Source organism: Rhodococcus sp. NPDC003322 (assembly GCF_053589555.1).
Genome location: NZ_JBSFSC010000008.1, coordinates 49,692 through 74,998, shown reverse-complemented (window position 1 = coordinate 74,998; position 25,307 = coordinate 49,692). Strand labels below are relative to the sequence as shown.

Below are 25,307 nucleotides of genomic sequence, written 5' to 3'. Positions count from 1 at the left end.
TGACTGCGGGAATCTCTGACGGCACCGTCATGTCCGTCAACACCGATGCGGTGAACGAGGCCGGGCGGATGGCGCACGCGTTGGCGTGCGAGCTGATCGACGCATTGAAGGCTGCCGACGCCGATGTGGACGCGCTCCTCGCGAGCGGATGGAGCGGGCATGCCGCAACTTCGTACGAAACGGCGTGGCGGCGCGTCCTTGACAGTGGCATCGACCTGATCGGGGCGCTCGTGGACTCGGCCCAGCTCCTGGGCGTCGCGGCCACGGACTACGCGACGCAGGACGACGCGAGCGCGAACCGCCTGTCCGTCCTGAACCTCGGCTGACGCGATGTCCTCACGCCTGCTGGACCCTACGGCCGTCACCGCGGACGGCACATTCACCAGGGACGACGTCGCGACGCCGTCGACAGCGGAAGATACTGTCGCGCAGGAACTCTCGCAGAACTGGCCACACCCGCAGTCGGGACGCTCCCCACACTCGGGTGAGACGGAGGCCCTGTTCCCGTGGACCTCGCGAAGGCGTTCCTGTCCTCCCACCCCCGCCGAGCCTGTCAAGCAGCGACGCAGCAAGCTGGACGCGTCGACACCAAAGCAAGCCGCCGAGCTGACCGCGTTGAACACCCTCGACGAGTTGAACGCGGTGATCTGCATGCGGCGAGAAGTGAACTGTTTCTCGTTCGTCGTGTCATTCGTGACGCTGGCGACGGCGATGATCATTTCGTAGTCATGCCGAGGGGGCCTTACCAAGCCCGTGTAGTACTTCCTCATCGACGTACCTCTGCAGATATCACCGTGGCGCGGTCCTCTGCTCCAGGGGTGCCGTTGGTCAACGTCGCCACGGAGCAGGCGGGAGGTTCCTGCTAGTGACTTGTTCTTCGTCTGAAGCTAAATAGTTCAATCGCGCGAGAAGGGGCGGGCAGGCTTCCGGCTGGATCCACCAGTCCGCTGGTGGCACCGGAATGCCCCAGTGTGCGGACTTGCGTTCAGCCAGCGTTGTCGGGCCCTGAAGGTACATTCTGGAGGTGAACTTCCCGAAGCCAAACCAGCACTCAGGCCCCCTGGCGGGCCATGTGAGAAGGGGACGCGTTTACAAGTCCCCGCTTGCTGCTACGGGTGGGCTGAGCGTCGCGAACTGGCTCAAGGACGATCTTCCCGATCTCATTTGGCCTGCACTCGTCCTGGCCGAGTTGGGTAACGACGGTGCCCGGCAGTTCGTGAAGTGGCAGGAGGCTGTGCAGGAGCGGCTCGCTCACCATGACGAGGGCGGATGGGTAGCGGAGTTGCTCGATGGACGACTCACTCATCTAGCCGTGCTGGTTGATAAATTCCCCGACGCATCTGCGATTGCCGTGGACGAAGCGAGACGCCACGGCCTTCTTCCTGAAGGGGTTCGAGGTGCGCTGGTGTCCTATCCGTACCTGCCTGCCCGGTGGCTTGTCGGCGACGTCGAGGTCACACCACCCCATCAACAGGACCTCGAGCTCATCCGGGATGCGGTGCTCGGTGTCATGCAGGATGACCATCGCGAGGCGCTGCTGAAGTGCTTCCGCACGTGGAGCACCGTCCAGGCCGGAACGTTCAGCTCGAGCGCCGACACGATCGAGCTGCTCAAGGACTATCCAGTCGTGCCAACCAAACGTGCAGCGGCTGACTCGGTCGTGCGGGCAATGTGGGGCGCACACAAGGCGATGGTTCAGGTCGATGATCCAAATCACTTCGATGCAGCGACCGAGTGGGCGCGCGTGTTCTGGGGAGTTAACTCGATGACGTCGAGATGTATCCGAAAGCGGGAGATCGACGACGCGCAGGACGCCGGTGCCGAAGTGTTGGACGCTGGGCAACTTTCTGGCCGTCCGGCCCAGCCAACGCCGGTGCCCGAGGGCGGCGAAAACCTGCGTCAGTTCACCATGGATTTGCTGAGCAGCTTCGTCGAGGCGCTGGAGACCGCCCCGGCTGACCTCTACGCGAATGAGCGGCAGGAGGTTGTTTCGGGGCTTGTGACCCGCGCCGGGCGTGATGTCATCGCGGTGCTGGGCGCTCCAGATCTGTGGTGCGTTGAGCACGGTGCGCACATCGGGCGCATGTTGGTGGAGACGAAGATTTACCTCCACTGGATGGCGCAGCAGGACCCGGCCATCTATCGACAGTTTCAGGAATACGGAGCCGGCAAGGCGAAGCTCTACTCGCGAATCGCGGATGAGCTACCCGACGAAGCGAGAACGGCTGGCTTTCACGAGAGTATCGACGAACTCAAGCGGCTGAGTCATAACGATGACCTGCTCGATCACCGGATCGTCGACACCCGCGACACCTTTGCGGAAGGCAAGTCGATTCGCGTGATGGCCGAAGAAGCCGGCCTGCTGGATTTCTACCGGCAGGCATATTCGCTCGCCAGTGGCGTCGCTCATTCGGAATGGTGGTCGGTTGAGACACATGCGATGGAACCGTGTCTGAACGTGCTTCATGGGATGCATCAAATCCCCAGCCTCTCGCTGAACTACGGAGGCAACGTCGAGCTCGCAAACGCATGGGTCGATCAGCTCTATTCGCTCGTGCGAGCGGGGCTGCAGATCCTTGGGACTGACGAGGGCGCAGTGGACGCTGCCTTCGCTTGGATCAGCGAAGGCGAGGGCAGTGAGGAGCCTCCGACCTGACGGAACGTATGTGGCGACGTGGCGTGACCACGACTGGAAGCGCAGCGGTGCGGCTGCAAACCTCAGTCAGCGGAACCACTGCCAGAAGGGTCGTACGTTCCCGATAGTCTTAGTGCCGCCCAGCACACAGAAAGGGAGGCCCAGCGCCAAGTGACCGACGAAACGCAATCGCGCTATGCATTGTCGTTCACCAGTGGCGGCCTCCTGGCCCGCGAGGGTGAGATCGTCGCAGCGAAATACCTCGACTCTCGGAACTGGCAAGCGACCCGTGCCCACGTTGTCGACGACAACCTCCTGCAGGCCCGCACCACCTCATCGCTGATCAGACTCGCACGCGAGACCGTTCAACGACTCGCGGCGCTGGGCGATGACGAGATCGAGCTGCTTGTCGAGGGCAGTCCGACGGAGCAGCGCCATCTGATGTGGACCGCGGCTTGCCGCCGCTACACGCTGATTGGCGACTTCGCTGAAGAGGTGCTACGCGAGCGTTACCTTCTGTTGACGCCGACGCTCGACACCGACCATTTCGACCGGTTCATCACCGGTAAGAGCCTGTGGCATCCCGAACTCGACGGTCTGAAGCCGTCGACGCGGGAGAGGCTTCGGCAGACGTTGTTCCAGATGCTCCGCGAGGCAGGGCTGCATACCGACGCCGGCGATATCGTCCCCGCTGTGATTTCCGAGCGTGTCGCCGAGGTGTTGGACCGCCGCACGCCCAGCGACCTCCGATTCTTCCCGACCACCACACCATTCATCTCCTCAGGCAACCAGGTGCAGCGATGAGAACAGCAACCCGAAACCTCGCTCACGACGAGAAGCACGTCTACGACGTGTTGCGCAGTGACCGGTTCTTGAGGATGGAGGGCCTCTCCAAGGAAGTTCCCTTCTTCATCTACCACTTCCCGCCTGCCTGGGCCCTTGACGTCGACGGTATGCGGGATCGGGTCACCACGAAGCTTCAGAGTGATGACGGGATCAGCGTGGTCACGATCAATCTCTACGATCTCGCTGTCGACCTTCTCACCGAGCGGGGTGTCTGGGACCGCGTTCTCCACGCGGAGCCGACGATGGACAAGACCGATTTCCGCGAGATGCTCCAGGGCATGCTCGATCCTCACGACCACCTCGCTCCGGCAATCCGCGCCCGGCTCGCCGCCGAGCCGAGAACTGAGCCCAACCGAACCGTGGTCTTCCTCACCGGAATCGGTGAGGTGTTCCCGTTTATCCGCACGCACACGGTTTTGGAGAACTTGCAGAGCGTGGTGGTGGGACGCCCGATGTTGGCGTGGTTTCCGGGGACCTATGAATTCACTCAGTCGGCCGGACACCAGCTCCGCGCGCTGAACCTTGGCGCGAGTGACAGCTACTACCGAGCCAAGGACATTCTCGAGCAGGAGGCATGAGCATGACCGCGATCAACGAGATCTTCGTCAAACCGATCGACCGCTCGATCGAGGGTGTCATCAAGGCCGATGACACCGACCACCTCGCGACCGAGATCGAGGAGTATGTCCTCACCAATGAGGCCGCCAAGGGCGTCGAGCAGGTGCTGGAGGCGTACACGAACTACACGAACGCCAACGGCGTCTGGATCTCTGGCTTCTTCGGCTCCGGTAAGTCGCACCTGTTGAAGATGCTGGCACACCTCCTCGGCGACATCGACGGCCACGACTACCCGCGCGCGCAGGTTTGTGCGCAGTTTCGCGCGAAGGTCACCGATGACGAGCTCCTGACCGGGTCGATGGACAAGGCCGAACGAATCGCGGCGAAGAGCCTGCTGTTCAACATCGACCAGAAGGCGACGCTGATCTCTAAGGATCAGAAGGACGCCCTGCTGAAGGTGTTCGTCAAGATCTTCGACGAGTCTCGCGGTTATTACGGCAATCAGGGACACATCGCCCGCTTTGAACGCGACCTCGACTCCCGAGGCCAGTACGCCGCCTTCCAGGTGTCCTTCGAGCGGATCGCGGGAGTTCCGTGGCCCCAGGGCCGTGAACAGGCGGCGCTCGAAGCAGGCAACATCGACGCGGCTTTCGCCGAGGTCAATGGCTCGGAGAGTCCCGGCATCATTCGCCAGTACAGCGCGAGCTACTCGGTCTCGATCGAAGACTTCGCCGACGAGGTCGCGGCCTGGCTCGACCGACAGCCTGACGGTTACCGGTTGAACTTCTTCGTCGACGAGGTCGGCCAGTTCATCGGCACCAATACCCAGCTCATGCTGAACCTCCAGACCATCGCCGAATCGCTTGCCACCAAGTGCCGTGGGCGGGCGTGGATCTTCGTGACCTCCCAGGAGGACATGGAGAAGGTCGGCGGCGACCGCACCAAGCAGCAGGCCAACGACTTCTCCAAGATCCAGGCGCGATTCAAGAACCGGGTCAAGCTCACCAGCCAGGACGTCGAGGAGGTCATTCGCAAGCGTCTCCTGGCCAAGACCGATGGTGCGAGCACCGAGGTCGAGGCGATCTACGACGCGGAGCATGCGAACTTCAAGACCCTGTTCGATTTCGTCGAGGGCCGCCACTACCCGAACTACCGCGACGAGCGGCACTTCGTCGGCACCTACCCGTTCGTGAGCTACCAGTTCCCCCTGTTCCAGGCAGCAATCGAGTCGATCAGTGACCACAATATCTTCGAAGGCCGCAACAGTTCGGTCGGTGAACGCTCGATGCTCGGCGTCGTCCAGGAAGTCGCTACCGGCCTCGCCGACCAGCCACTCGGTACCCTCGCGTCCTTCGACCGGATGTTCGAGGGCATCCGGGCATCGCTGAAATCCGCGAACCAGCGCGCGATCATCAACGCCGAGAACGCCCACGGCAGCGGCAAGCTCAGCCCTCTTGCGGTCCGGCTGCTCAAAGCACTGTTCCTCGTGAAGTATGTCGACAGTTTCAAGGCCACGCCCCGCAACCTCACTGTGCTGGTCTACGACCGCTTCGGCACCGACCTGACACAGCTCGGCAAGGATGTCGTCGAGGCGCTGAACGCGCTGGAGGCGCAGACCTATATTCAGCGCAACGGCGACTTGTACGACTACCTGACCAATGAAGAGCAGAAGATCGAGCAGGAGATCAAGGATGTCGACATCGACAGCTCCGACGTCTCCGCGAAACTCAACAAGCTGCTGTCCGAGTCGGTCGTGAAGTCCACGAAGGCCACCGCCAAGAACGGCCAGATCTTCCCCATCGGTTACAAGCTCGACGGTGTTCCCTACGGCAAGCAGTACGAGCTGTCGCTGCACTTCATCAGCCCCGAGACGGATTTCAGTCTGGAGCAGATCAAGATGCAGAGCGCCGGCCTGGACGAACTCCGAGTGGCGCTCCCAGCGGAAGCGAACCGAATCCTCGCCGACCTGCGTCTCCTCTTGAAGACGGAGAAGTACATCAAGCGCGCACAGGGGTCCAGCCGCACGGCGATCGAGACGCGGATCCTCAGTGAGAAGGGCTCCCAGAACGCCGAACGGGAGAAGGAAATCGTCGAACGTCTCCGGGCAGCCGTCGGGGCGGCGCCCTTGATCCACAATGCCGGGGATCTCGACGTGACCGCCACGGATGCGCAGACTCGGATCAATGACGGCTTCAGCAAGGTCATTGCCGCCACGTACACCAACCTCAGCATGCTCGGCGGAAATACCTTCAGCGAGCAGAGCCTGAACGGACTGGTGAACCCAGCCGAGGGGATCGTCGACGAGACCGGCAGCATCCTCGAGGTGCCCGCGGGCGACCTTCTCGGGCATCTGGAGTTGCGTGGCAAGCGGCACGAGATGGTCACGATGAAGCAGCTCGTCGCGCGTTACACCGCCAAGCCGTATGGCTGGGACCAGTGGTCCGTCGCCGCCGTGGTTGCCTATCTCGCGGGTCAATCGAAGATCGAGATCCAGTTGAACGGCAAGACTCTCACCCGGACGGAGATCTCCGCGGCGCTGCGTAACACCCAGCAGTACCCGAATCTGATCGTCGCACCGCAGCGTGTCTACGACCAGAAGATCGTGAACCAGTTCCGCAAGTTCGTCATCGAGTTCACCGATGACGGCGGCATCACCAAGGATTCCGCCGAACTCGGCCGCGTCGGCAAGGAACATCTCGAAGTCAAACTCGCCGAACTGAAGGCGCTGCGCTCGGGTGCCGCCATCTACCCGTTCATTGATCAGCTCGACGAACCGATCGGGTTGCTCACCGAGCTGAGCAGCCATCCTGCGGCCTGGTTCGTCGAGTATTTCGGCGGCGCCGACGATCTGCTCGACGCCAAGGACAACACGATCGACCCGATCAAGGCTTTCCTCAACGGCAATCAGCGCACGATCTACGACGGCGCCCGCTCGTTCATGCAGACGAACAGCACCAACATCGCATACCTTCCTGCCGGAGTCGCCGACGGGATCGAGGCGGCGCTCGACGACGTCCAGATCTTCCGTGGCAACAAGACCACGCAGCTCGGCAGTGCGGTCGCGGCCGTGAAAGAGCAACTAGATGGCGTCATTGCTACTGAGCGGGACGACGCTATAACCAAGATCGACGACTACTGGGAGCAGGTGCCTGCCAGCGCATCGTACGACGCCGCGACCGAGGCGGCCCGTCAGTCGGTGACCCACCAGGCCGAGCAGGTGCGGGCGCGCGTCCAGCAGGAAACGCAGATTCCAACGATCCGCAATCTCGCTGCGCATTTCGTCGACACCGTGTATCCCGCGATTCTCGACGAACTCGAAGCCGCGCGCTCTGTTCCGGCTCCCAAGCCGGAGACCTCCAGCGGTGACGAACCGAAAGTTCCGAACCCGCCTGCCACTCCGGCGAAGCAGAGCATCTCGATCAAGAAGCTCTCGTTGCCGGGAGCCGGTGGGGTGCTCGAAACCGAGGAGCATATCGATGCCTATCTGGATCAGCTTCGCGCCACGTTGGTCGCCACAATCAACGACAACAAGCGCATCACCCTCTAATAGACCCGAACCTCTTCACACAACATAGGTGTAAGGACGCTGCATGGATACCAAGCCACTGGAAAGTTTCGCGAAGGCTGCCCGACGCGAACTGATGGTCGCTGTGGAGGCGAGGGTTTCGGCGGTGCTTGCCGCCGGATCCGTTGCGCGTAGTGAGCGCGCCGATACTGTGCGCCACCTCGAGTCCGACATCGCAGAGCACGGGCGTGGGCATGTGGTCGACAGGGTCGCCTACACCTGGTTCAACCGTCTAATTGCGTTGCGTTTCATGGATGCCCGGGGCTACACCGACGCCGGGGTCGTGTCGCCGGCATCGGGCCAAGCCCACGGTCAGCCGGAGATCCTCGCCGACGCGAAACGGGGCGTCCTCGACTCGGAGGTTGTCACCAAGGCTGGTGCTCACGACGCGATTTTGGGTCTGCTGGACGGTACCCGTCGCAGCACCGACGCCGAGGGCGAGGCCTATGCGCTGCTGCTCACCGAGTACTGCCGACATTGGCACAAGACGATGCCGTTCATGTTCGAGGCCGAGGGTGCTTACACCGAGTTGCTTGTGCCCGCTGGTCTGCTCGCCGATGGAGCCCCCCTGTCCCGTGCTCGCGAGGTGCTCACCGAGGACGTCTGTGACGACGTCGAGGTGATCGGGTGGCTGTACCAGTTCTACATCTCCGAGCGGAAAGACGAGGTCTTCGCCGGGTTCAAGAAGAACAAGAAGGCCGGGGCCGACGAGATCCCCGCTGCTACTCAGCTGTTCACCCCGCACTGGATTGTTCGTTACCTCCTGGAGAACTCGCTCGGCCGTCTCTGGATGCTCAACCGGCCCGCATCGCGCCTGGCCGAGCAGATGGACTACTACATCGCACCGGTCGACAAGGAGACAGACTTCCTGAAGGTGTCGGGACCAGAAGAGTTGACGGTGATCGACCCGGCCTGCGGCTCGGGGCACATGCTCACCTATGCCTTCGACCTGCTGTATGCGATCTACGAGGAGGAGGGCTATGCACCGTCCGAGATCGCGAGGCTGATCCTCACCCACAATCTCCACGGCACCGAGATCGACCCCCGCGCCGGGGCACTTGCGGCCTTCGCGCTCACGATGAAGGCGCGGGCGAAGGATCGCCGCTTCTTCGCCCGTTCGGAGGTTCAGCCGAAGATCTGTGTGATCGAGCCGATCTCATTCACGCCGGATGAGCTGGGCCTACTCGTCACGAAGAGCGGGGACAGCGCTGCCGAAGAAGCGTTTTGGAATCAGTTCCGCGATGCAGACGTCCTGGGTTCGCTGATTCAACCGGACGCGGATGCGACCGCACAGGCCGCAGTGGTCTTGGAAGGACTCAAGGACGAGGAAGAGACTCTCTACTACGACACGCTTCTTCGCGCGCGTAGGGCTGTCGCGCAGGCCGAGGTGCTTAGTCGCCAGTACTCGGCGGTCACCGCGAACCCGCCCTACATGGGCAGCAAGAATATGAATGCGCGACTCGTTGACTTTGCCAAGTCCGAGTTCAAGGGTTCGAAATCTGATCTTTTTGCGATGTTCATCCAGCGGTGCTTGACCTTTGCCGCAAGACACGGCGCCACCGCCATGGTCACTATGCAATCTTGGATGTTCATCTCGTCCTACGAAGAACTCCGCGAAAAAATCGTACACTATAACCCACCGGTTTCGATGGTTCATCTTGGTGAGCGAGCGTTCGACTCAATTGACGGTGCCGTGGTCTCGACGACGGCCTTCGTGCTCGAACCAGGCCGAAGCGCTGGGCGCTCAGCGAGTTTCATCCGTGTGGTTGATGGAGAGAACGAGGCTGCGAAACGAAGCGCATTGCTTAAGGCTGCACAGCACACCGACTGCGAGTGGCGGTACACGGCATCCCCTGAGGACTTCGCCAAGGTGCCCGGCACACCGATCGCGTACCGCCTCTCCGACGCCCTTCGTGCCACCTTTGCGACGGGAACTCCGCTGGCTGGAATCTCTTCACCAAAGGCCGGTATGCACGGCGGCGATGTGAACCGATTTGCGAGGATGTGGCATGAGGTTTCTAGGGCCGCGAGCGAATATTCAGCCCCAACGACGTCCTACGTTCATGAAAACGGGAAGAAATGGGTCGCTCTTAATAAGGGCGGAAAGTTCAGGAAGTGGTATGGGAACCAGGACTATGTCATTGCATTTGATCGCGACACGTATGCAATTCTTGCAAAGTCTGGGAACAAACTCCCTTCCCGGGACTATTACTTTCGTCCATCGGTCTCGTGGTCCAAGGTTTCAAGCGGAGCTCCATCCATTCGGTACTATCCTGAAGGGTTCGTTTTTGACGTAGCGGGCACTCCAGTTTTTTCTTCAGAAGAAGATCGACTGTCAATCATGGCCATCCTCAATTCCGAATTGGCTAGCACCTTGCTGGCCGCGATTGCCCCCACCTTGAATTTTGAGATCGAGCAGGTTGCATCACTGCCAATTGCAGATCTCCAGGTGAACAGTGCGGAACGAGTGCGAGAACTCGTAGCGACCTCGAAAGAGGACTGGGATTCGTTTGAAACCTCATGGAATTTTTCCGCCAACCCTATCGTTTCAACCTATTGCCACGCTGAAACCACCCTATCTCGCGCCGTAGATAGCTTTTTGCTCGACTGGGAGGTTAGGTCGCAGGAGCAACTACAGGCGGAAAGAGAAAACAACAGGTCTGTGGCGTCCGCATTCGGTGTCGAAAGCGAAATTTCGCCTCAGGTCGCGCTCGAACAGGTCTCCCTGACGCGTAATGCGGCATTTCGTTGGCCAACTCGCACGCCACAAGAACGGAAGGACGTTGGAACTCAAGAGGTCGTGAAAGAACTAGTTTCCTTTGCTGTGGGGTGCATGTTCGGCCGTTTCAGCCTCGACGCCCCGGGCTTAATCCTTGCGAATAAAGAAGCCACGCTTAAAGAGTATCTTGCTAAAGTTCCGGATCCAACATTTAGGCCAGACGTCGACAATGTAATTCCTTTCGTTGACGATGACTGGTTCGAGGACGACATTGTCGAACAGTTCCGACACTTCCTGCGGACCGCGTTTGGCACCAAGCATTTCGAGGAGAACCTAAGCTTCGTTGAGAGTTCTCTGGGCGTGAAAAACCTACGCGATTACTTCATGACGAAGATTGGGAAGTCGCCATTCTATGACGACCACTTGCAGCGCTACAAGAAGCGGCCAATCTACTGGATGTTCTCCAGCCCCAAGGGATCGTTCAACGCGCTGATATACCTACACCGTTACACGCCGTCGACGGTCTCGACTGTGCTCAACGAGTACCTGCGGGAGTACGAGAACAAGCTGCGGAAGGCCCTCGAACGGGCAGAGGTGGCGGCCGCCGGAGGGAAATCGGCGAAGGACCAGGCGGAAGCCGACCGGCTGCGTAGGGTGCTCACGGAGTTGCGCGACTACGAGCACGACGTACTCTACCCGCTCGCCACCCAGCAGATCGAGATCAACCTCGACGACGGTGTGCTGGTGAACTACCTCCGGATGGGATCGGCACTTCGGGTGGTCAAGGACATCGAGAAGGACCGCCAAAAGGTTGGGGGCTGGACCTGGCCGACAAATCCCCTGGAGACGAGCGATGAATGACGAGATGCGCCGAGAGGCGAAACTGCAGTCTCATGGCTGAGTTGCAGCGCCCAGACGACACAGGCGACCTGCTTGAACGGGTGTCGGCGCTGATCGAGGAGACCCGCGCTGTCGTCGCCGCGCGCGTGAATGCGGCACTGACACCGATGAACTGGCAAATCGGGCATCTCATTGATTCCGAAGTGCTCGGGAAGCAGCGTGCTGGATACGCAGAGGAGATTGTGGCCATGCTGTCGCCACAATTGACGAAGCGATACGGAGGATGAGGAATGAGTAAGATTCCCGCGATCGCCGACCACCTCGCGGATCGCTGCGACTCCAGACGCATCGTCGTATGGCACGACTCTGACGGCGGCTATGCAACTGAGCTCGACACGCTGGCTCCGGGTGACGTGACGGTGCTGCGCGTCGTCGATAACGAGTTCGCGATCAAGCATCGGGTGTTGCGCGAAGAGCCGGCAGCGAAGTTCTTGATCTACCGTTCCGGCAATGTGCCCGAGGGCGTCGGGAACTGGCTGCTCGACATCGAGCTGGCCTACGGCCCGGTGTTCACCGCCGATCGTGGCACGCTCATGCGGTCCGACCTCGGGCTCACCGCGCAGGGCTCCGAGGATTTGATCGCCCAGTACTCATCCTTCTTCGATGACGCGAAGCTCGTGACGAGACTCAAGGCGATGCCGTTGATCGGCGACGACTTGACGGTGGTGCAGGCGCAGATGTGTGCGGTGCTTCTGAACCAGAAGGAACACAGTTTCTCTGAACTCACCCGCACGCTGTTGATTCAGCATGCCGAAGGCGACACCACCGGATTCGATGCGTTCGCCTCGCACGGCGTCGCGGACTTCTACTGGGCCGGCGCCTCGGGCATCTATGGGTTCACGTCGCAGACGCCGACAATGGCGGGGTTGGTGCTGTGGATGTTCCAGCGTGCCATGGAGGGATTCGACGTCAGCGAGTCGAACAAGGTACGGAACCTGGCGCTCGACTTCCGTGGCTTCCGCGACTCAAAGCGCAGCAACGCGGCGATGAAGTCGCTGGCCAGCACCGTCGAGCGCAACCTCGACTACGCCGATCGCGTCGGTGAGATCGCGTGGGAAGCGCTGAAGGAAACCGACCTCTTCGACGTCAGTGAGCGTGAAGTGATCCGGCGTCTGGTCGAAGGAATCATGGCGAAGACGATGTCGTACCGCGCCATCGCCGACGCGATCAGCGCCAGGCGCCGCGACAGCTTCTGGTTCGACGACTACGCGACTCTCTACGAGGGGCTGAGCGCGGCAGCCGAGCTGATTCCGGCGATCCGGAACGCCGCGCTTCACGTCGCCAGCTTCGACGAGGGCCTGACGCGGTATCGCGACGAGTGGTTCCGTATCGACCAGCGGTATCGACAGTTCACCCAGGCCTATTTGACGGCCGAGTTCAAGCAGCCGATCGAGGCGCTGGCCGAGCTTGTCGAGAAGGCCTACGTCACCGATTTTCTCGCCCCGCTCGGGGTGGCGTGGCAGCAGCAGATCGAAACGGTCGCCCAGTGGCGCACCGTCGGTCTGACCTCCCAAACGTCGTTCTACGACCACTTCGTCGCCCCAACTCTCACCGGCCGCAAGAAGGCCGTCGTAATCGTCTCCGACGCACTCCGCTACGAGGTGGCCGACGAACTGAGCACCAGAATCCGCGGAGAGAACAAGTTCTCCGCCTCGATCGACGCCATGCTCGGAGTGCTGCCGTCGTACACGCAACTCGGTATGGCGGCACTGCTTCCGCACACCACACTGGCGCATTCAGCGGAAGGTGATCCGGTACTGGTCGACGGGCAGAAGTCCGACGGCACCGCGAACCGGAGCAAGATTCTCAGTGCGGTCGGCGGCACAGCGGTCCAGGCCAAGGATTTTCTCGAGATGAAGCCGGCCGACCGTCGTGACCTGTATTCGTCGAATCAGGTGCTGTACGTCTACCACGACACGATCGACGCGACCGGCGACAAAGCCGTCTCCGAGCATCGAACATTCACGGCGGCAGCGGACGCGGTCCGCGAACTGATCGACATCGTCAAGAAGCTCGCGAGTGCGAATGCGACGAACATCATCGTCACCGCCGATCACGGGTTCCTCTATCAGCGTTCCAAGCTGGCCGAGCAGTTCAACCTCACGGTGAAACCGCAGGGCGAACAGATTGTGAAGTCGAAGCGTCGCTACGTGCTGGGTCGAGGCTTGAAGAAGGATTCAGCATTCACGACCTTCCAGCCCGATCAAGTGGGTCTGTCGAGTGATCTGGAAGTGCAGATCCCGAACTCGATCCAGCGGATCGTGCAACCCGGGGCCGGATATCAGTTCGTGCACGGCGGTGCCTCGCTGCAGGAGATCGTGGTACCGGTGATCCAGATCAACAAGAGCCGCAGCGACACCGTGGAGCCGGTGAACGTCGATATCCACCCCGAGTCGGATCGGATCACGACCGGGCAGATCGTCGTCAAGCTGTACCAATCGGCCAAGGTGGAGCCGCACAAACCCGCGCGACGCCTGCGTGCCGGCCTCTATTACGGAGACACGCTGATCTCGGACGAGCAGGAGATGACCTTCGACTCGAACAGTGATGCGGGACGCGACCGATTCCAAAGTGTGACACTGCTTCTCAGTAAGGCTGCGGACGAGGCCAACAACCACAGCGTCGAGTTCCGGCTGTCCGAGCCGATCGAGGGCACCGACCAGTGGAAGAAGTACAAGAGCGCGCCGTACACGATCAAACGGGCCTTCGCGAGCGACGACGGATGGGATTTCTGATGAGCGACCACATCGACCTGACGACGGATGTCCTCACCGAGCAGGCGCCCGACGAGGGGCCTGCGGACGCCGTGTCGGAGCCGACTGCGTTGGACCGCAAGATCAACGCTCATTTCGCCGGAACGGTCGTGCGCAAGGACCTTGTCAAGGCCGTCAAGGGCAATGCGATCGTGCCGTCGTACGTGTTGGAGTACCTGCTCGGGCAGTTCGCCGCGACCGACGACGAGGCGACGATCCAGGAGGGCATCGAGAAGGTGCGCCGGATCCTCGCCGAGCATTACGTGCACCGCAACGAGTCGGAACTGGTGAAGTCGAAGATCCGCGAGAAGGGCCGCTTCCGGATCATCGACCGGGTCAGCGTGACGCTCAACGAGAAGGACGACGTCTATCAGGCGTCGTTCGCGAACCTCGGCATCAACGGCGTGCTCGTGGATTCGACCACAGTGACCGCGAACCAGAAGCTGCTGGTGGGTGGAGTGTGGTGTCTGTGCGACATCGAGTACTTCCACAGTGACGACTCCCGCGTCGTGCCCTGGATTCTGGGCCGTTTGCAGCCGATCCAGATGTCGAGCTTCGACTACGCCGGCTATCTTGCCGCTAGGGCCGAACTCAGCACCGATGAGTGGATCGACCTGCTGATCCAGTCGATCGGATTCAACCCCGAGATGTTCGGTCGACGGGCGAAGCTGCTCCAGCTGACCCGGCTGATCCCATTTGTGGAACGCAACTACAACCTCGTCGAACTCGGCCCGAAGGGCACGGGCAAATCGCACATCTACTCCGAGTTCTCGCCGCATGGCATGCTGATCTCCGGCGGCGAGATCACCGTGCCGAAACTGTTCGTCAACAACGCCAACGGGAAGCTCGGCCTAGTCGGCTACTGGGACGTCGTCGCTTTCGATGAGTTCGCGGGCAAGAAGAAGCGTACTGACAAGGCGCTGGTCGACATCATGAAGAACTACATGGCGAACAAGTCGTTCTCCCGCGGCGTCGAAACGCTCGGCGCGGAGGCATCGATGGTGTTCGTCGGCAACACATCGCACACCGTGCCGTACATGCTCAAACACTCGGATCTCTTCGATGAACTTCCCGAGAGCTACCACGACTCGGCCTACCTCGACCGGCTGCACTTCTACATTCCCGGCTGGGAAGTCGACACGATCCGCGGCGAGATGTTCTCCAGCGGTTACGGTTTCGTCGTCGACTACATCGCCGAAGTCCTCAAATCGATGCGAAATCTCGACTACTCCGACCGCTACAAGCGGTACTTCAGCCTCGGCTCGGACATTTCCACTCGCGACCGCGACGCCGTCCACAAGACATTCTCCGGCCTGATGAAGCTGCTCTACCCGCACGAGCAGGCCTCCGCGGAGGAGATCGAGGAGATCCTGCGCTTCGCGATCGAAGGCCGCAAGCGCGTCAAGGACCAGATCCTGCGCATCGACAGCACCATGGCCGCGGTGAACTTCGGCTACCAGTCCCTCGCAGGTCAGTGGACAGCCGTCACCACACTGGAGGAAGACGAATACCCCAGGCACTATCACCGCGGCCGTCCTGGCGCTGTGGATGAAGATGAAGAGCGCATCGATCCGACTGGTCCCAGGTCGAGTGCGGCCGGCTCCGCAGCGGCGGCTGTCCCGGCTCCGGTCAAGGAAGAGCTATTCCAGGGGCACCGGGATTTCGTCGAGAATCAACGCGGCATCTCCTTCGAGACCCTGGTCATGCCGTACCTGCGCGGCGCGTCCGAGATCGAGTTGCACGACCCGTACATTCGGGCGAATCACCAAGGGCGGAACCTTGTCGAGTTGTTGGCCCTGATCGCCGCAGCCAAGGATCCCGCCGACGAGGTGACAGTCAAATTGTTCACCGTGCTCGAATCCGATCCGGATTACCAGAAGAGGCAGTTGCAGATGCTCAGTCAGATCATTCAGGGAGCTGACCAACAGGGCATCAAGGTTGAGGTGGCCAAAGACCCGGGCGGTCACGACCGGTGGATCCGCGCGGACAACGGCTGGCGCATCAACCTCGGCCGTGGCCTCGACATCTTTCAGAAGCAAGAAGGCGGCTGGTTCGACTTCGGCAGTACGCGCCAGGAATTCCGCCAGGTGCGGGCGTTCGGCGTGACGTACATCCAGGAAGCGAAGTGACCGTGGACGACTGTGGGCGCGAGACCGCCGTCGTCGCCCGTGAGTGGATGGTGGCGAAGGATTTCGCCACCATTTGACGGAATCGACAGTCTCCGCGCTGTACATGGCCGCGACCGGTGCCCTCGCGACCATCACCGCGTCACGCCCCTGAGGTTGCTCGACGCCGACAGCAGCATGCCTGTCGCTCCGCCGGTCTCGGAGACCGTCGAGTTGTCCGCCGCGTGGCAAGACGTGTTCGACAGCGCGGTCTCCGACGCGGAGAGGGCACTCGTGCTGGCGCTGGCCGAGTCCGGCATCGAACTGCCGGCACCGGCGCTCGGCTACGAAACCGAAGATGGGCGACGTGATCGATCTCGCCTGGGCCGACATCCGCGTCGGCAAGGTGCCGGAAGGACAGTCGGAGCTGACCAATACGATGTCCCAGCTGGGGTGGACGAAAATGCCCACCGGGTGCGGGGCGGATCGTGGAAGCACTCAAGAGGATCGGGGTGGTATAGGTGGCGAATCTGGTCATTGCATCGAACGGCAAGGCGATGCCTCGGTCCGCTCCGAGCGGGCCTGTATTCGGCGGTGGACTCGTCGTCTTGTTCGAGGTCCTTGTACTCGGCTCCGCTGAGGATTCTGACTCCAAAGGGACGGAGTCCTCCCGCGTCATCCTCGCCGCCGGCGACGACGCCCACGTTCCCTCCGCTGCCTCGCTCAAGTCCGTTCCCGGAGGAACAGGCAGAGGCGCTGCTGCGGGAGCGGTCGCTGCTGTACGTTGCTGCAAGCCGGGCGGGACGAGCTCGTCGTGACGTGGAGTGGGAAGAAGTCGGAATTGTTGGGTGGCTCGGCTACCTGAATCGGAACAGGAATAACTGAGTCTTGCAGCGTCAAACTTCCGGAGCATGCAGCACCAGCTCCAGACAGGGGTAGGTCACCGTGACGAAATATCGCGTTACCCAATCAGCGGTCACCCAGCTGCTGGAAGACGTCCGCCGCGAAAGCATCGCGATTCCGGAGCTGCAGCGCCCCTTCGTGTGGGACAGCGTGAAGGTTCGCGACCTTCTCGATTCTCTGTACAAGGGCTACCCCGTTGGCTACCTCATCACTTGGCAGTCTGTCGGCGCGCATCTCAAGGGTGGCCAGACCGCAGCGCATCAACAGATCCTTATCGACGGCCAGCAGCGGATCACTGCGCTTCGCGCAGCGATCGCAGGTCTCCCTGTCATCAACAAGCGATACAAGTCTGTTCGCATCACTATCGCGTTCAATCCGGCAACAGAAGAATTCGCGACACTCACACCGGTCATTCGCAAGAACCCCGAGTGGATCTCGGACGTCAGCGAACTCTTCAATGCAGCTTCGACCTACGGATTCGTGAAGGCCTACTTCGAATCGAATCCCTCCGCCGACGCCTCGACCGTCGAGGCAAACATCGCACGTCTTGAAGCGATCAAGAACGCCCAAATCGGCATCATCGCACTGAACGACGACCTCGACGTCGAGACGGTCTCGGAGATCTTCATTCGCATCAACTCCAAGGGCGTGCCGCTCAGCAGTGCCGACTTCGTTATGAGCAAGGTCGCGTCGTACGGACCACGGGGACGAAATATCAGGAAGCTGATCGACTACTTCTGCCACCTCGCGGTTGCGCCGCATTCGTACCCTGATATCAAGGACAACGACAGCGAGTTTGCGGAAAGCCCGTACTTGAAAGCGATTTCATGGCTCAAGGACGACTCCGAGGACTTGTACGATCCGTCCTACGGTGACGTCATTCGGGTCGCTGGGCTTGTCGGCTTCAGCCGAGGCAAAGCGTCGTCGATCGTGAGCGAACTTTCCGGCCGCGATCCCGATACCAGGAAGATCGATACCGACCGTGTGCCGGTGGCCTATGACCGGCTCGAATCAGCGCTGCTGGAGATCGTGAAGAAGTATCACTTCGAAAACTTCATCATGACCATCAAGTCTGCTGGCTACATCAGCTCGGACATGATCGGCTCGAGGAACGCCCTGAACTTCGCGTACGCACTGTACCTGAGACTTCGCGCGGACAGCTCGATGCAGGAAGGAGAGAGGAAGCGAATAGTTCGCCGCTGGTTCGTCATGTCGATGCTCACCGGGCGCCATTCGGGAAGCTTCGAGTCGACGTGGGAGCAAGATATCCGCCGGATCGATTCCCTCGGCGCAGCTACCTACCTCAAGCAGATCGAGGAATCTGAGCTCACTGACGGGTTTTGGACTGTCGCTCTTCCCGCCGCGCTCGAGACGACCAGTACGGCGAGCCCGTTCTTTCAGACATTTCTCGCAGCGCAGGTTGCCCGTGGCGCCCGAGGCTTTCTGTCGAAGAGCATTACAGCGGCAGCCATGCATCAGCAATCGGGCGACATCCACCACATCCTGCCGAAGGACTATCTCCGCAAGAATGGCTACACCGATCGTGTGCACTACAACCAGGTTGCGAACCTCGCTCTGACCGAGACGTCAATTAACATCAGCATCGGGAACCGACCTCCCACCAGCTACATGGCGGAGGTTGCAGACCAGATTGGTTCCGGTGAACTCACACTAGGGGAGATCATCGACCAGTCCGATCTCGCGAAGAACCTTGCCGAGAACGCGATTCCAGCGAACCTGGAGACGACAACATCAGGTTCGTACCTCGAGTTCCTGGGGCATCGAAGGAAGTTGATAGCGGGCACCATCAGAGCACATTTCGAACAACTCTGACGGCGACGCAACCCGGAAATCGGCTTCGCGGCATGAGCATCGCCGCCTCACGCAGATCGGCCGGGGCGCGCGACGGTGCAGGTAGCGGATCGAGATCGAGATCGTCAGTGAACACGTCATCGAGCGCGCACGATGTATCAGCCGCGATCGAGCGTTTGGGCACCGAAGAATGCGGCACCGGTACCGGCGAACGGAGTGATCGAAGGGACCTCAGAGTACTTTCTGCAAGCGATATTCGGCAGCCAGACGGAACGTCAGCGGAACGAGCCGTGGCAGACACCGTGGCAGGTCCCCGATAGTCGGTCCACCTGGTTCCGGAGCCAGGTTGTGATCAAAACCGATCTCGGTCGATCTCGCAGGCCACAGGTAGGTGCCGGCGGCTGCGTGATGCAGCGTAGTGGACCGGGGTAATCGATGTGTTCTCCCGCGTTGACCAGCAGCGCACAATGGCTTTGCCTGAAGATCCTTGGCTGTTGCGTGTCTACCCGCCGACTGACGCAGCGCTCATTGAGCGCAAGTTCCACAACATGCTTGATGCTGCCGATCATCACCGCACCGCTTCCAAGAAGGGTGTCCGCGAGCGGTTCCTGACCTCCCTCCGCATCCTTGACTGGTATGCGGCGGATCAAGGGCTAGAGATTCAGCGACCCAACGATGGGACTGTGGGGAGGAGTAGCCGACGGCTACTCGTAGATGTGTCCGAGCTCTTCGGACCTAACCCATGACGAGCTTTCGCTGTTGAGGTAGTCCACCAGCTCCTCGCGGATGGTCTTCTGCACTTCGAAGAAGAGGTCATCGACCGCCTCTTCTGTCTGCCACTCGTCAACGATCCACACGTACTCGCCCCCATCCACTGGCAGGCAAATGGGATTCTCGAAGGTCTGTAGGAACTGCTGGATCAGATCCTCCACGTAATCCTCTAGTGGCTGAGTCGTGGCTGCAACGATGAGCTCGTGCTTGGGGTGGAAGTACAGGCCTTCTAGTGCAGGGAGTTCATCAATGCCGTTGGGTGTGACCACGAAGGCAACATCAGCGAGCGTGAACTCAAGATCCCCGCGCACGCGCCACTCGCGTTCCCAGTCGAAGACGAAACGCTTGCTTGGCATCACGAGATCCACAAAGGGCGTCAGGTCCCACATCGGATGGGTGAAGTCAGCGTCAGCTACCAATGCGTCGAGTTGGGTGCGCATCGTTGCCGCTTGCACGGTGCCCTCATCGAGGTACCAAACGCGAGCACCCTGCTTCGACCGAATGAAGTCCTTGGTGAACCCGATGCCGTAGTGGCCGTGTCGGTGGGTCAGCCGCTGGATCTGGTCGAGGGGGATTTCGCTGAGGCAGACCGAGTGGTGTCCAGCGGCCACCTGCTTGATGGTCCGGTAGTAGCTGAAGCCGAAGGGCCCAGACGCCTTCAGACAGCCAGTCCCAAGGATCTTCCCGAGGATTGCTTGGGCATCAGTGAAGTGCACGACGTAGTCGCTCATGTCACCCGAGACCGGGTTCAGCAGGTGGCTTGGGACTTGTACCGGACTCGTCACGAGCAGAGCCTACAGGCTGACTGAACCGCCTCGGTGAGTCCGGAGACTTCATCTCTTGGGAAGGATGGAGTCATGTCAGGTTCGCAGAGGTACCCGGCCGAGTTGCGTGAACGGGCTGTGCGGATGGTCGCCGAGGTCCGTCCCGAGCACTCCTCACAGTGGGCGGCCATCAGGTCGGTTGCCGAGAAGCTCCACCGGACGACATCCGATTGTTGCAGCCAGCCGGGAGCAGATAAGCGGGGCACGTGCAGCCAGGTCACACTTTGTCTCACGGATCGTGAAGTCCACTCATCAGCACCCCGGGTCGATCTCCAGCCCTGCCACGACCTTCCTGGGTATGTGCAGCGTCGCGGCACCCGCCCTTGGATCTGGCGCAGTACGGAAAGTGCAGCCCGTCGCGTTCGGCGATCTTCCGCTGTTTGAGACCGAGTTCAGTCCATCGTTGCTGTCACTCGTCGACCGAACCCCACTGGCCGGCGCGGTGGGCGCTGGGCGCCGGCGCTTTTGAAGCGTCGATGGTCCACGAGCAGCGACGCGCACAGCGACAGCACCACTCTCTCCTTCTCTGTCGTCCCCGGTGCTCTGCATCACCATGCCACACCGCCAGAATCCGCTCCCCGTAAGCGGCTAACGACTCCACCCTGTCTAACGTCGCCACCTGGATAGAAACCATCTCGCTGTGATCGACTACCTCAGTGACCGACGCACTCCCCGAGGGAATCTACGAACTCCTGCGCACCGACCGCCTCGATGCCCAGCTGCAGCACACCGACCTGTCGCCGCAGTTCGCGGAGATCCCGAAGGGAGATTCGCCGCACGTCCTCGGCCGGCACATCGCCGACGCGGTGACCCGCATGCTGGAGGACATCGCCGAGCCGGAGGCGCGGCGGGAGCTGGCCAACCGGGTGCTGTCGGGTCTCGGTGCCGTCGACGAGCGCCTCCCCGCGCTGGAACAACTGCTGGAGTTGTCCTCGTCGCACCAGCCCCTCCCGCGTCCGGTGACGCCGCTGTCCGAGGTCGCGCTGCTCACCAACGCCCGGGGCGAGCCGAACATGGCCAGCGAGGTCGCGCACGAGTTGGCGAGTGCCGACACTGTGGACCTGCTGTGCGCGTTCATCCGCTTCGCCGGCATCAGCGTCCTCGCACCGCAACTCGCGCAGATCCGCGACCGAGGTGTGCCGCTGCGGGTGCTGACCACCACCTACCGCGGTGCCACCGAACGCCGCGCCGTCGACGAACTCGTCACCAAGTACGGCGCCCAGGTGCGCGTCCGCTACGAGACCGCATCTACGCGCCTGCACGCCAAGGCCTGGCTTTTCCGCCGCGCCAGCGGATTCGACACCGGCTACGTCGGCAGCTCGAACCTGTCGCGGTCCGCTCTCCTCGACGGGCTGGAATGGAACGTGCGCATCTCCGGCGTGAGCACCCCATCGCTGATCCGCAAGTTCGAGGCCACCTTCGACACCTACTGGAACGACCCGGCGTTCAAGGACTACGACCCCGCCACCGACGGCGAACTCCTCGACCGTGCCCTGGCCGAGGCCGGCGGCGCCGGATCCGGCCGGGTCACGCTGACCCTCTCCGGTCTGGAGGTCCGCCCGAAGCCGCACCAGGAAGCGATCCTCGAGGCCCTCGACGTCGAACGCGACGTGCACGACCGGCACCGCAACCTCGTGGTCGCCGCGACCGGCACCGGAAAGACCGTCGCTGCCGCCCTCGACTACCGCCGGCTCTCCGACGCCGCCGGCCGCCGACTGCCGCTGCTGTTCGTCGCTCACCGGAAGGAGATTCTCGAGCAGTCGCTGCGCATGTACCGGGAGGTGCTGTCCGACGCAAACTTCGGCGAACTGTTCGTGGACGGGCTCCGGCCGACCGCGTGGCAGCACGTCTTCGCCAGCGTCCAATCCCTGAACGCCGCGACACTCGCCACCCTGGATACGAAGCAGTTCGCGGTCGTCGTGGTCGACGAGTTCCACCACGCCGAGGCCGCGACCTACCGGCGACTATTGGACTTCCTGCGTCCCGTCGAGCTCCTCGGACTCACCGCGACCCCGGAGCGCTCCGACGGCCGCAACGTGCTCGACTGGTTCGGTGGACGCGCCGCGTACGAGCTCCGTCTGTGGGATGCGCTCGACCAGGACCTGCTGTGCCCGTTCCACTACTTCGGCATCGCCGACAACACCGACCTGCGCGCCGTGACGTGGAGCCGCGGCAGCTACGACCAGGCGGCGCTGTCGAACGTCTACACCGGCAACGACGCCCGCACCCGGCTGGTGCTGCAGGGCATTCGCGACCGGGTCGTCGACACGACGCGCATGCGGGCCCTCGGGTTCTGCGTGTCGGTCGAGCACGCCCGGTACATGGCGCGGGTGTTCACCGACCAGGGTGTCCGCTCTCTGGCGGTAACCGGCGGGTCCACCCGGACCGAGCGGGCCGAGGCGTTCGCCGCGCTCCGGGCCGGGGAGGTGCAGTGCCTGTTCGCCGTCGACCTGTTCAACGAGGGCCTGGACATCCCCGACGTCGACACCCTGCTGCTCCTGCGGCCCACCCAGAGCGCCACCGTGTTCCTCCAGCAGCTGGGCCGCGGCCTGCGCCGCAGTGCGGGCAAGGCGGTGCTGACGGTGCTCGACTTCATCGGCCAGCAGCGGCGCGAGTTCCGTTTCGACGCCCGCTACCGCGCGCTGACCGGTTCCTCTCGCAAGCGACTGATCACCGAGATCGAGGAGGGTTTCCCCTATCTCCCCGGCGGAAGTCGGCTCATCCTGGACAAGGTCTCCCAGCAGATCGTCACCGAGAACGTGCGGGCGTCGCTGCGCCTGAACCAGCGCAAGGAGATGGTCAACGACGTCCGCTCGCATGCCCTCGCGTCCCTGACCAAGTACCTCATCGAGTCCGGCCACGAGCTGACCGACGTCTACAGTGGCCGCGGCAGCTGGACGGCCCTGCGACGCGATGCCGGCCTGCCGACGCCGCCGCCCGGCCCCGACGAGGACGAACTGCTGCGCCGCATCGCCGCCCTCACCCACGTGGACGACCCCGAGCGGGCGGACGCCTACCGCCGGATGGCCTCGGTCGCTGGTCCCCGCTACGGCGACCTGTCCGAGCGGGAGCAGACCTTGGCGCGGATGCTGTTCTTCACGCTCTGGCCGAATCGCGGTGGCTTCGACGACTACGACGACGCCTTCAAGCACCTGCGCGCGCATCCCGCGGTGTGCGAGGAGATTTCACAGTTGCTCGATGTGACGGTGGAGCAGATCGCTTACGTGCCGCGTGCGATCAGCCCGGCGCTCGCCTCGATTCCGCTGTTGACGCACGCCCACTACCGCCGCGAGGAGGTGCTGGCCGCCACCGGGTGGGCATCGATGACGCGTGCCGCGCGCGGCCAGGCGGGCGGTGTGATCTGGGCACCGGAGACCGGGATCGACGCCCTGTTCGTCAACCTCCACAAGGACGAGGGCGAGTTCAGCCCCACCACCATGTACCGAGATTTCCCGATCTCCCGCGACCTGTTCCACTGGGAGTCCCCGAACTCCACTGCACTGGCTTCCGCCCCAGGGCAACGCTTCCTGCACCACCAGGAGATGGGCACACACGTCCTCCTGTTCGTCCGAGACAGGCCGAACAATGAGCTCGGTGCGGCGCCTTTCCTGCTACTCAGCGAAGTCGACTACGTCGAGCATCGCGGCGAGCGGCCGATCGCGATCACCTGGCGTCTGCGGCGACCGATGCCCGCCGAGGTGCTGCAGAGCGGATCGGTGGTCGCCGAGTGACAACCACCGCGAACCCCCGCCAGGAAGGCACGCGAGGTCGACGTGCAGCGTGTCGGCCGCCCAGTGCGAGTGGTACAACTCGACGCCCTGGTCGACGACAATGATGTTCGCCCGATTGCCCATGCCTCGCTCCTGCCGTTGTGATGTTGGCCGGCAACGTTCCCGATCGGCCTCGCGCAAGAATCGCAGCCGACACCGACGCGCCCGCATGGGAGCGGCAGAGGACGCCGGTGAGGTTCAAGCGAGTGGGATCCGTGTCGGGGGCTGACGTTACCGTCGCCGCACCCGAGCCGAGGAGTGGCCATGGACCAGAACGGTTTCGACGCGATCACGGCGGACGATGAGTGGGAGTCCGATGATCGCCCCAATGAACTGGCGCGAACCGTCATCCAGGGCGGGTGGGAGATCGCGAAACACATTGACCGCATCGCCGAGGCAATGACCGACTTCGACCCGGTGCTCACGACCGACTGCCTGAGGAAACTCGACGAGGTGGTCGGGGACGCCGGGTACAACGCCGTCCTCGCATATCTCGATCTCGCCGCGCTCTACGCTGACGACCCCGACCTGGAAGTCGAGGACGACTACTGGGGCGAGGTCCTGGAGCCACCGGGTGAGCTGGACCGCTCACGATGGCCGGTGGTGCCACGCGAAGGGGTCCGCAAGGGCACCCGGGCACTGGTGGCACAGACCTCCTCCTGCACGGACCTACTGCACACCTGCGCGACGTGGATCGACGAGTATCTCGCAGCCGCCAGCCGGTGGTACGACGACGACCAGCCCGGTGCGCGCGCTGTCCTGATCGCGTCGAACATTGTCGAGGTCCGAGACCTCGTCCGCAGAGTCGTCGATACCTGGCACAGCGACGTCATCCGTCCACACCGCAAACTGGCATCCGGTCTGCAGGGCCTGCATCCACCCGCATTCGTGGCGCGGGAGGCCGCACTGCAGGAAACGTTCGACGACATCGCCGCCCGGTTCGGCCGCCGAGGGCCGTCCGTTGCGTGACCATCGACGCCCGCCCGGGCCTGGTGCGTTCGGCATCGGCACCCCGCAGCCCCGGCCGCCGACATCGTCGGCCCTGTCCCGCGTCGCGCCGGCTCGATCAGCCAAGGATGTCGGTGCCTCGCGATAGCGTCATCAAAAAGGACGCGAGGTGCTCGGCGGAGCGCATCGACCGTCCGG

The 25,307-nt window shown here is 62.3% G+C and carries 14 protein-coding genes and 1 pseudogene; 14 read left to right on the top strand and 1 reads right to left on the bottom strand.

Translation table 11 applies throughout. The features are described 5' to 3' along the window. Positions 1-29: 29 nt before the first annotated feature. The 12 genes and pseudogenes from ACWDUM_RS26160 to ACWDUM_RS26105 all read left to right on the top strand — a co-directional run bounded on the left by ACWDUM_RS26160 (position 30) and on the right by ACWDUM_RS26105 (position 18,817). The gene (locus tag ACWDUM_RS26160; RefSeq protein WP_450136248.1) at positions 30-326 is read left to right on the top strand and encodes a WXG100 family type VII secretion target; all 297 of its coding nucleotides are present in this window, start codon (positions 30-32) and stop codon (positions 324-326) included. A 4-nt stretch (positions 327-330) separates the two neighbouring features. Next, positions 331-726: a hypothetical protein gene (locus ACWDUM_RS26155; RefSeq protein ID WP_450136247.1), complete on the top strand. Its 396-nt coding sequence runs from the start codon at positions 331-333 to the stop codon at positions 724-726. Positions 727-1,024: 298 nt separating this feature from the next. Further along, positions 1,025-2,656: a DUF5677 domain-containing protein gene (locus ACWDUM_RS26150; protein ID WP_450136246.1), complete on the top strand. Its 1,632-nt coding sequence runs from the start codon at positions 1,025-1,027 to the stop codon at positions 2,654-2,656. 150 nt (positions 2,657-2,806) lie between these two features. Continuing rightward, on the top strand, positions 2,807-3,439 hold the full coding sequence (locus ACWDUM_RS26145) for a DUF1819 family protein (protein WP_450136245.1): 633 nt from the start codon (positions 2,807-2,809) through the stop codon (positions 3,437-3,439). Continuing rightward, positions 3,436-4,059, top strand: a complete 624-nt coding sequence (locus ACWDUM_RS26140) for a DUF1788 domain-containing protein (protein WP_450136244.1) — start codon at positions 3,436-3,438, stop codon at positions 4,057-4,059. The genes ACWDUM_RS26145 and ACWDUM_RS26140 overlap by 4 nt, the downstream gene beginning before the upstream one ends. A gap of 2 nt (positions 4,060-4,061) precedes the next feature. Continuing rightward, a complete protein-coding gene (gene brxC / locus ACWDUM_RS26135) occupies positions 4,062-7,586 on the top strand; it encodes a BREX system P-loop protein BrxC (RefSeq protein ID WP_450136243.1) in 3,525 nt (1,174 codons plus the stop codon). Positions 7,587-7,629: 43 nt separating this feature from the next. Then, complete coding sequence (pglX, locus tag ACWDUM_RS26130; RefSeq protein WP_450136242.1) at positions 7,630-11,184, top strand: BREX-1 system adenine-specific DNA-methyltransferase PglX; 3,555 nt, start codon at positions 7,630-7,632, stop codon at positions 11,182-11,184. Between the two features lie 32 nt (positions 11,185-11,216). After that, entirely contained in the window at positions 11,217-11,450 is a 234-nt protein-coding gene (locus tag ACWDUM_RS26125; RefSeq protein WP_450136241.1) for a DUF1016 N-terminal domain-containing protein, read from the top strand. Positions 11,451-11,453: 3 nt separating this feature from the next. Then, positions 11,454-13,958 carry a BREX-1 system phosphatase PglZ type A gene (pglZ, locus tag ACWDUM_RS26120; protein WP_450136240.1) on the top strand — a complete coding sequence of 835 codons (2,505 nt, stop codon included), beginning with the start codon at positions 11,454-11,456 and terminating at the stop codon, positions 13,956-13,958. After that, positions 13,958-16,105 (top strand): BREX system Lon protease-like protein BrxL, encoded by a 2,148-nt coding sequence (gene brxL / locus ACWDUM_RS26115; protein ID WP_450136239.1) that lies wholly within the window; start codon positions 13,958-13,960, stop codon positions 16,103-16,105. The genes pglZ and brxL overlap by 1 nt, the downstream gene beginning before the upstream one ends. Positions 16,106-16,731: 626 nt before the next feature. After that, a pseudogene (locus tag ACWDUM_RS26110) lies at positions 16,732-16,946 on the top strand (3'-5' exonuclease); the annotation flags it as partial. A gap of 80 nt (positions 16,947-17,026) precedes the next feature. Next, positions 17,027-18,817 (top strand): GmrSD restriction endonuclease domain-containing protein, encoded by a 1,791-nt coding sequence (locus tag ACWDUM_RS26105; RefSeq protein ID WP_450136238.1) that lies wholly within the window; start codon positions 17,027-17,029, stop codon positions 18,815-18,817. Positions 18,818-19,500: 683 nt separating this feature from the next. Here the strand turns inward: ACWDUM_RS26105 and ACWDUM_RS26100 are convergent. Next, positions 19,501-20,352: an abortive infection system antitoxin AbiGi family protein gene (locus tag ACWDUM_RS26100; protein WP_450136237.1), complete on the bottom strand. Its 852-nt coding sequence runs from the start codon at positions 20,350-20,352 to the stop codon at positions 19,501-19,503. 695 nt (positions 20,353-21,047) lie between these two features. On the opposite strand from ACWDUM_RS26100, the gene ACWDUM_RS26095 reads away from it, so the two are divergent. Continuing rightward, positions 21,048-24,122, top strand: a complete 3,075-nt coding sequence (locus ACWDUM_RS26095) for a DUF3427 domain-containing protein (protein WP_450136236.1) — start codon at positions 21,048-21,050, stop codon at positions 24,120-24,122. Between the two features lie 303 nt (positions 24,123-24,425). Then, complete coding sequence (locus ACWDUM_RS26090) at positions 24,426-25,130, top strand: hypothetical protein (protein WP_450136235.1); 705 nt, start codon at positions 24,426-24,428, stop codon at positions 25,128-25,130. Positions 25,131-25,307 lie beyond the last annotated feature (177 nt).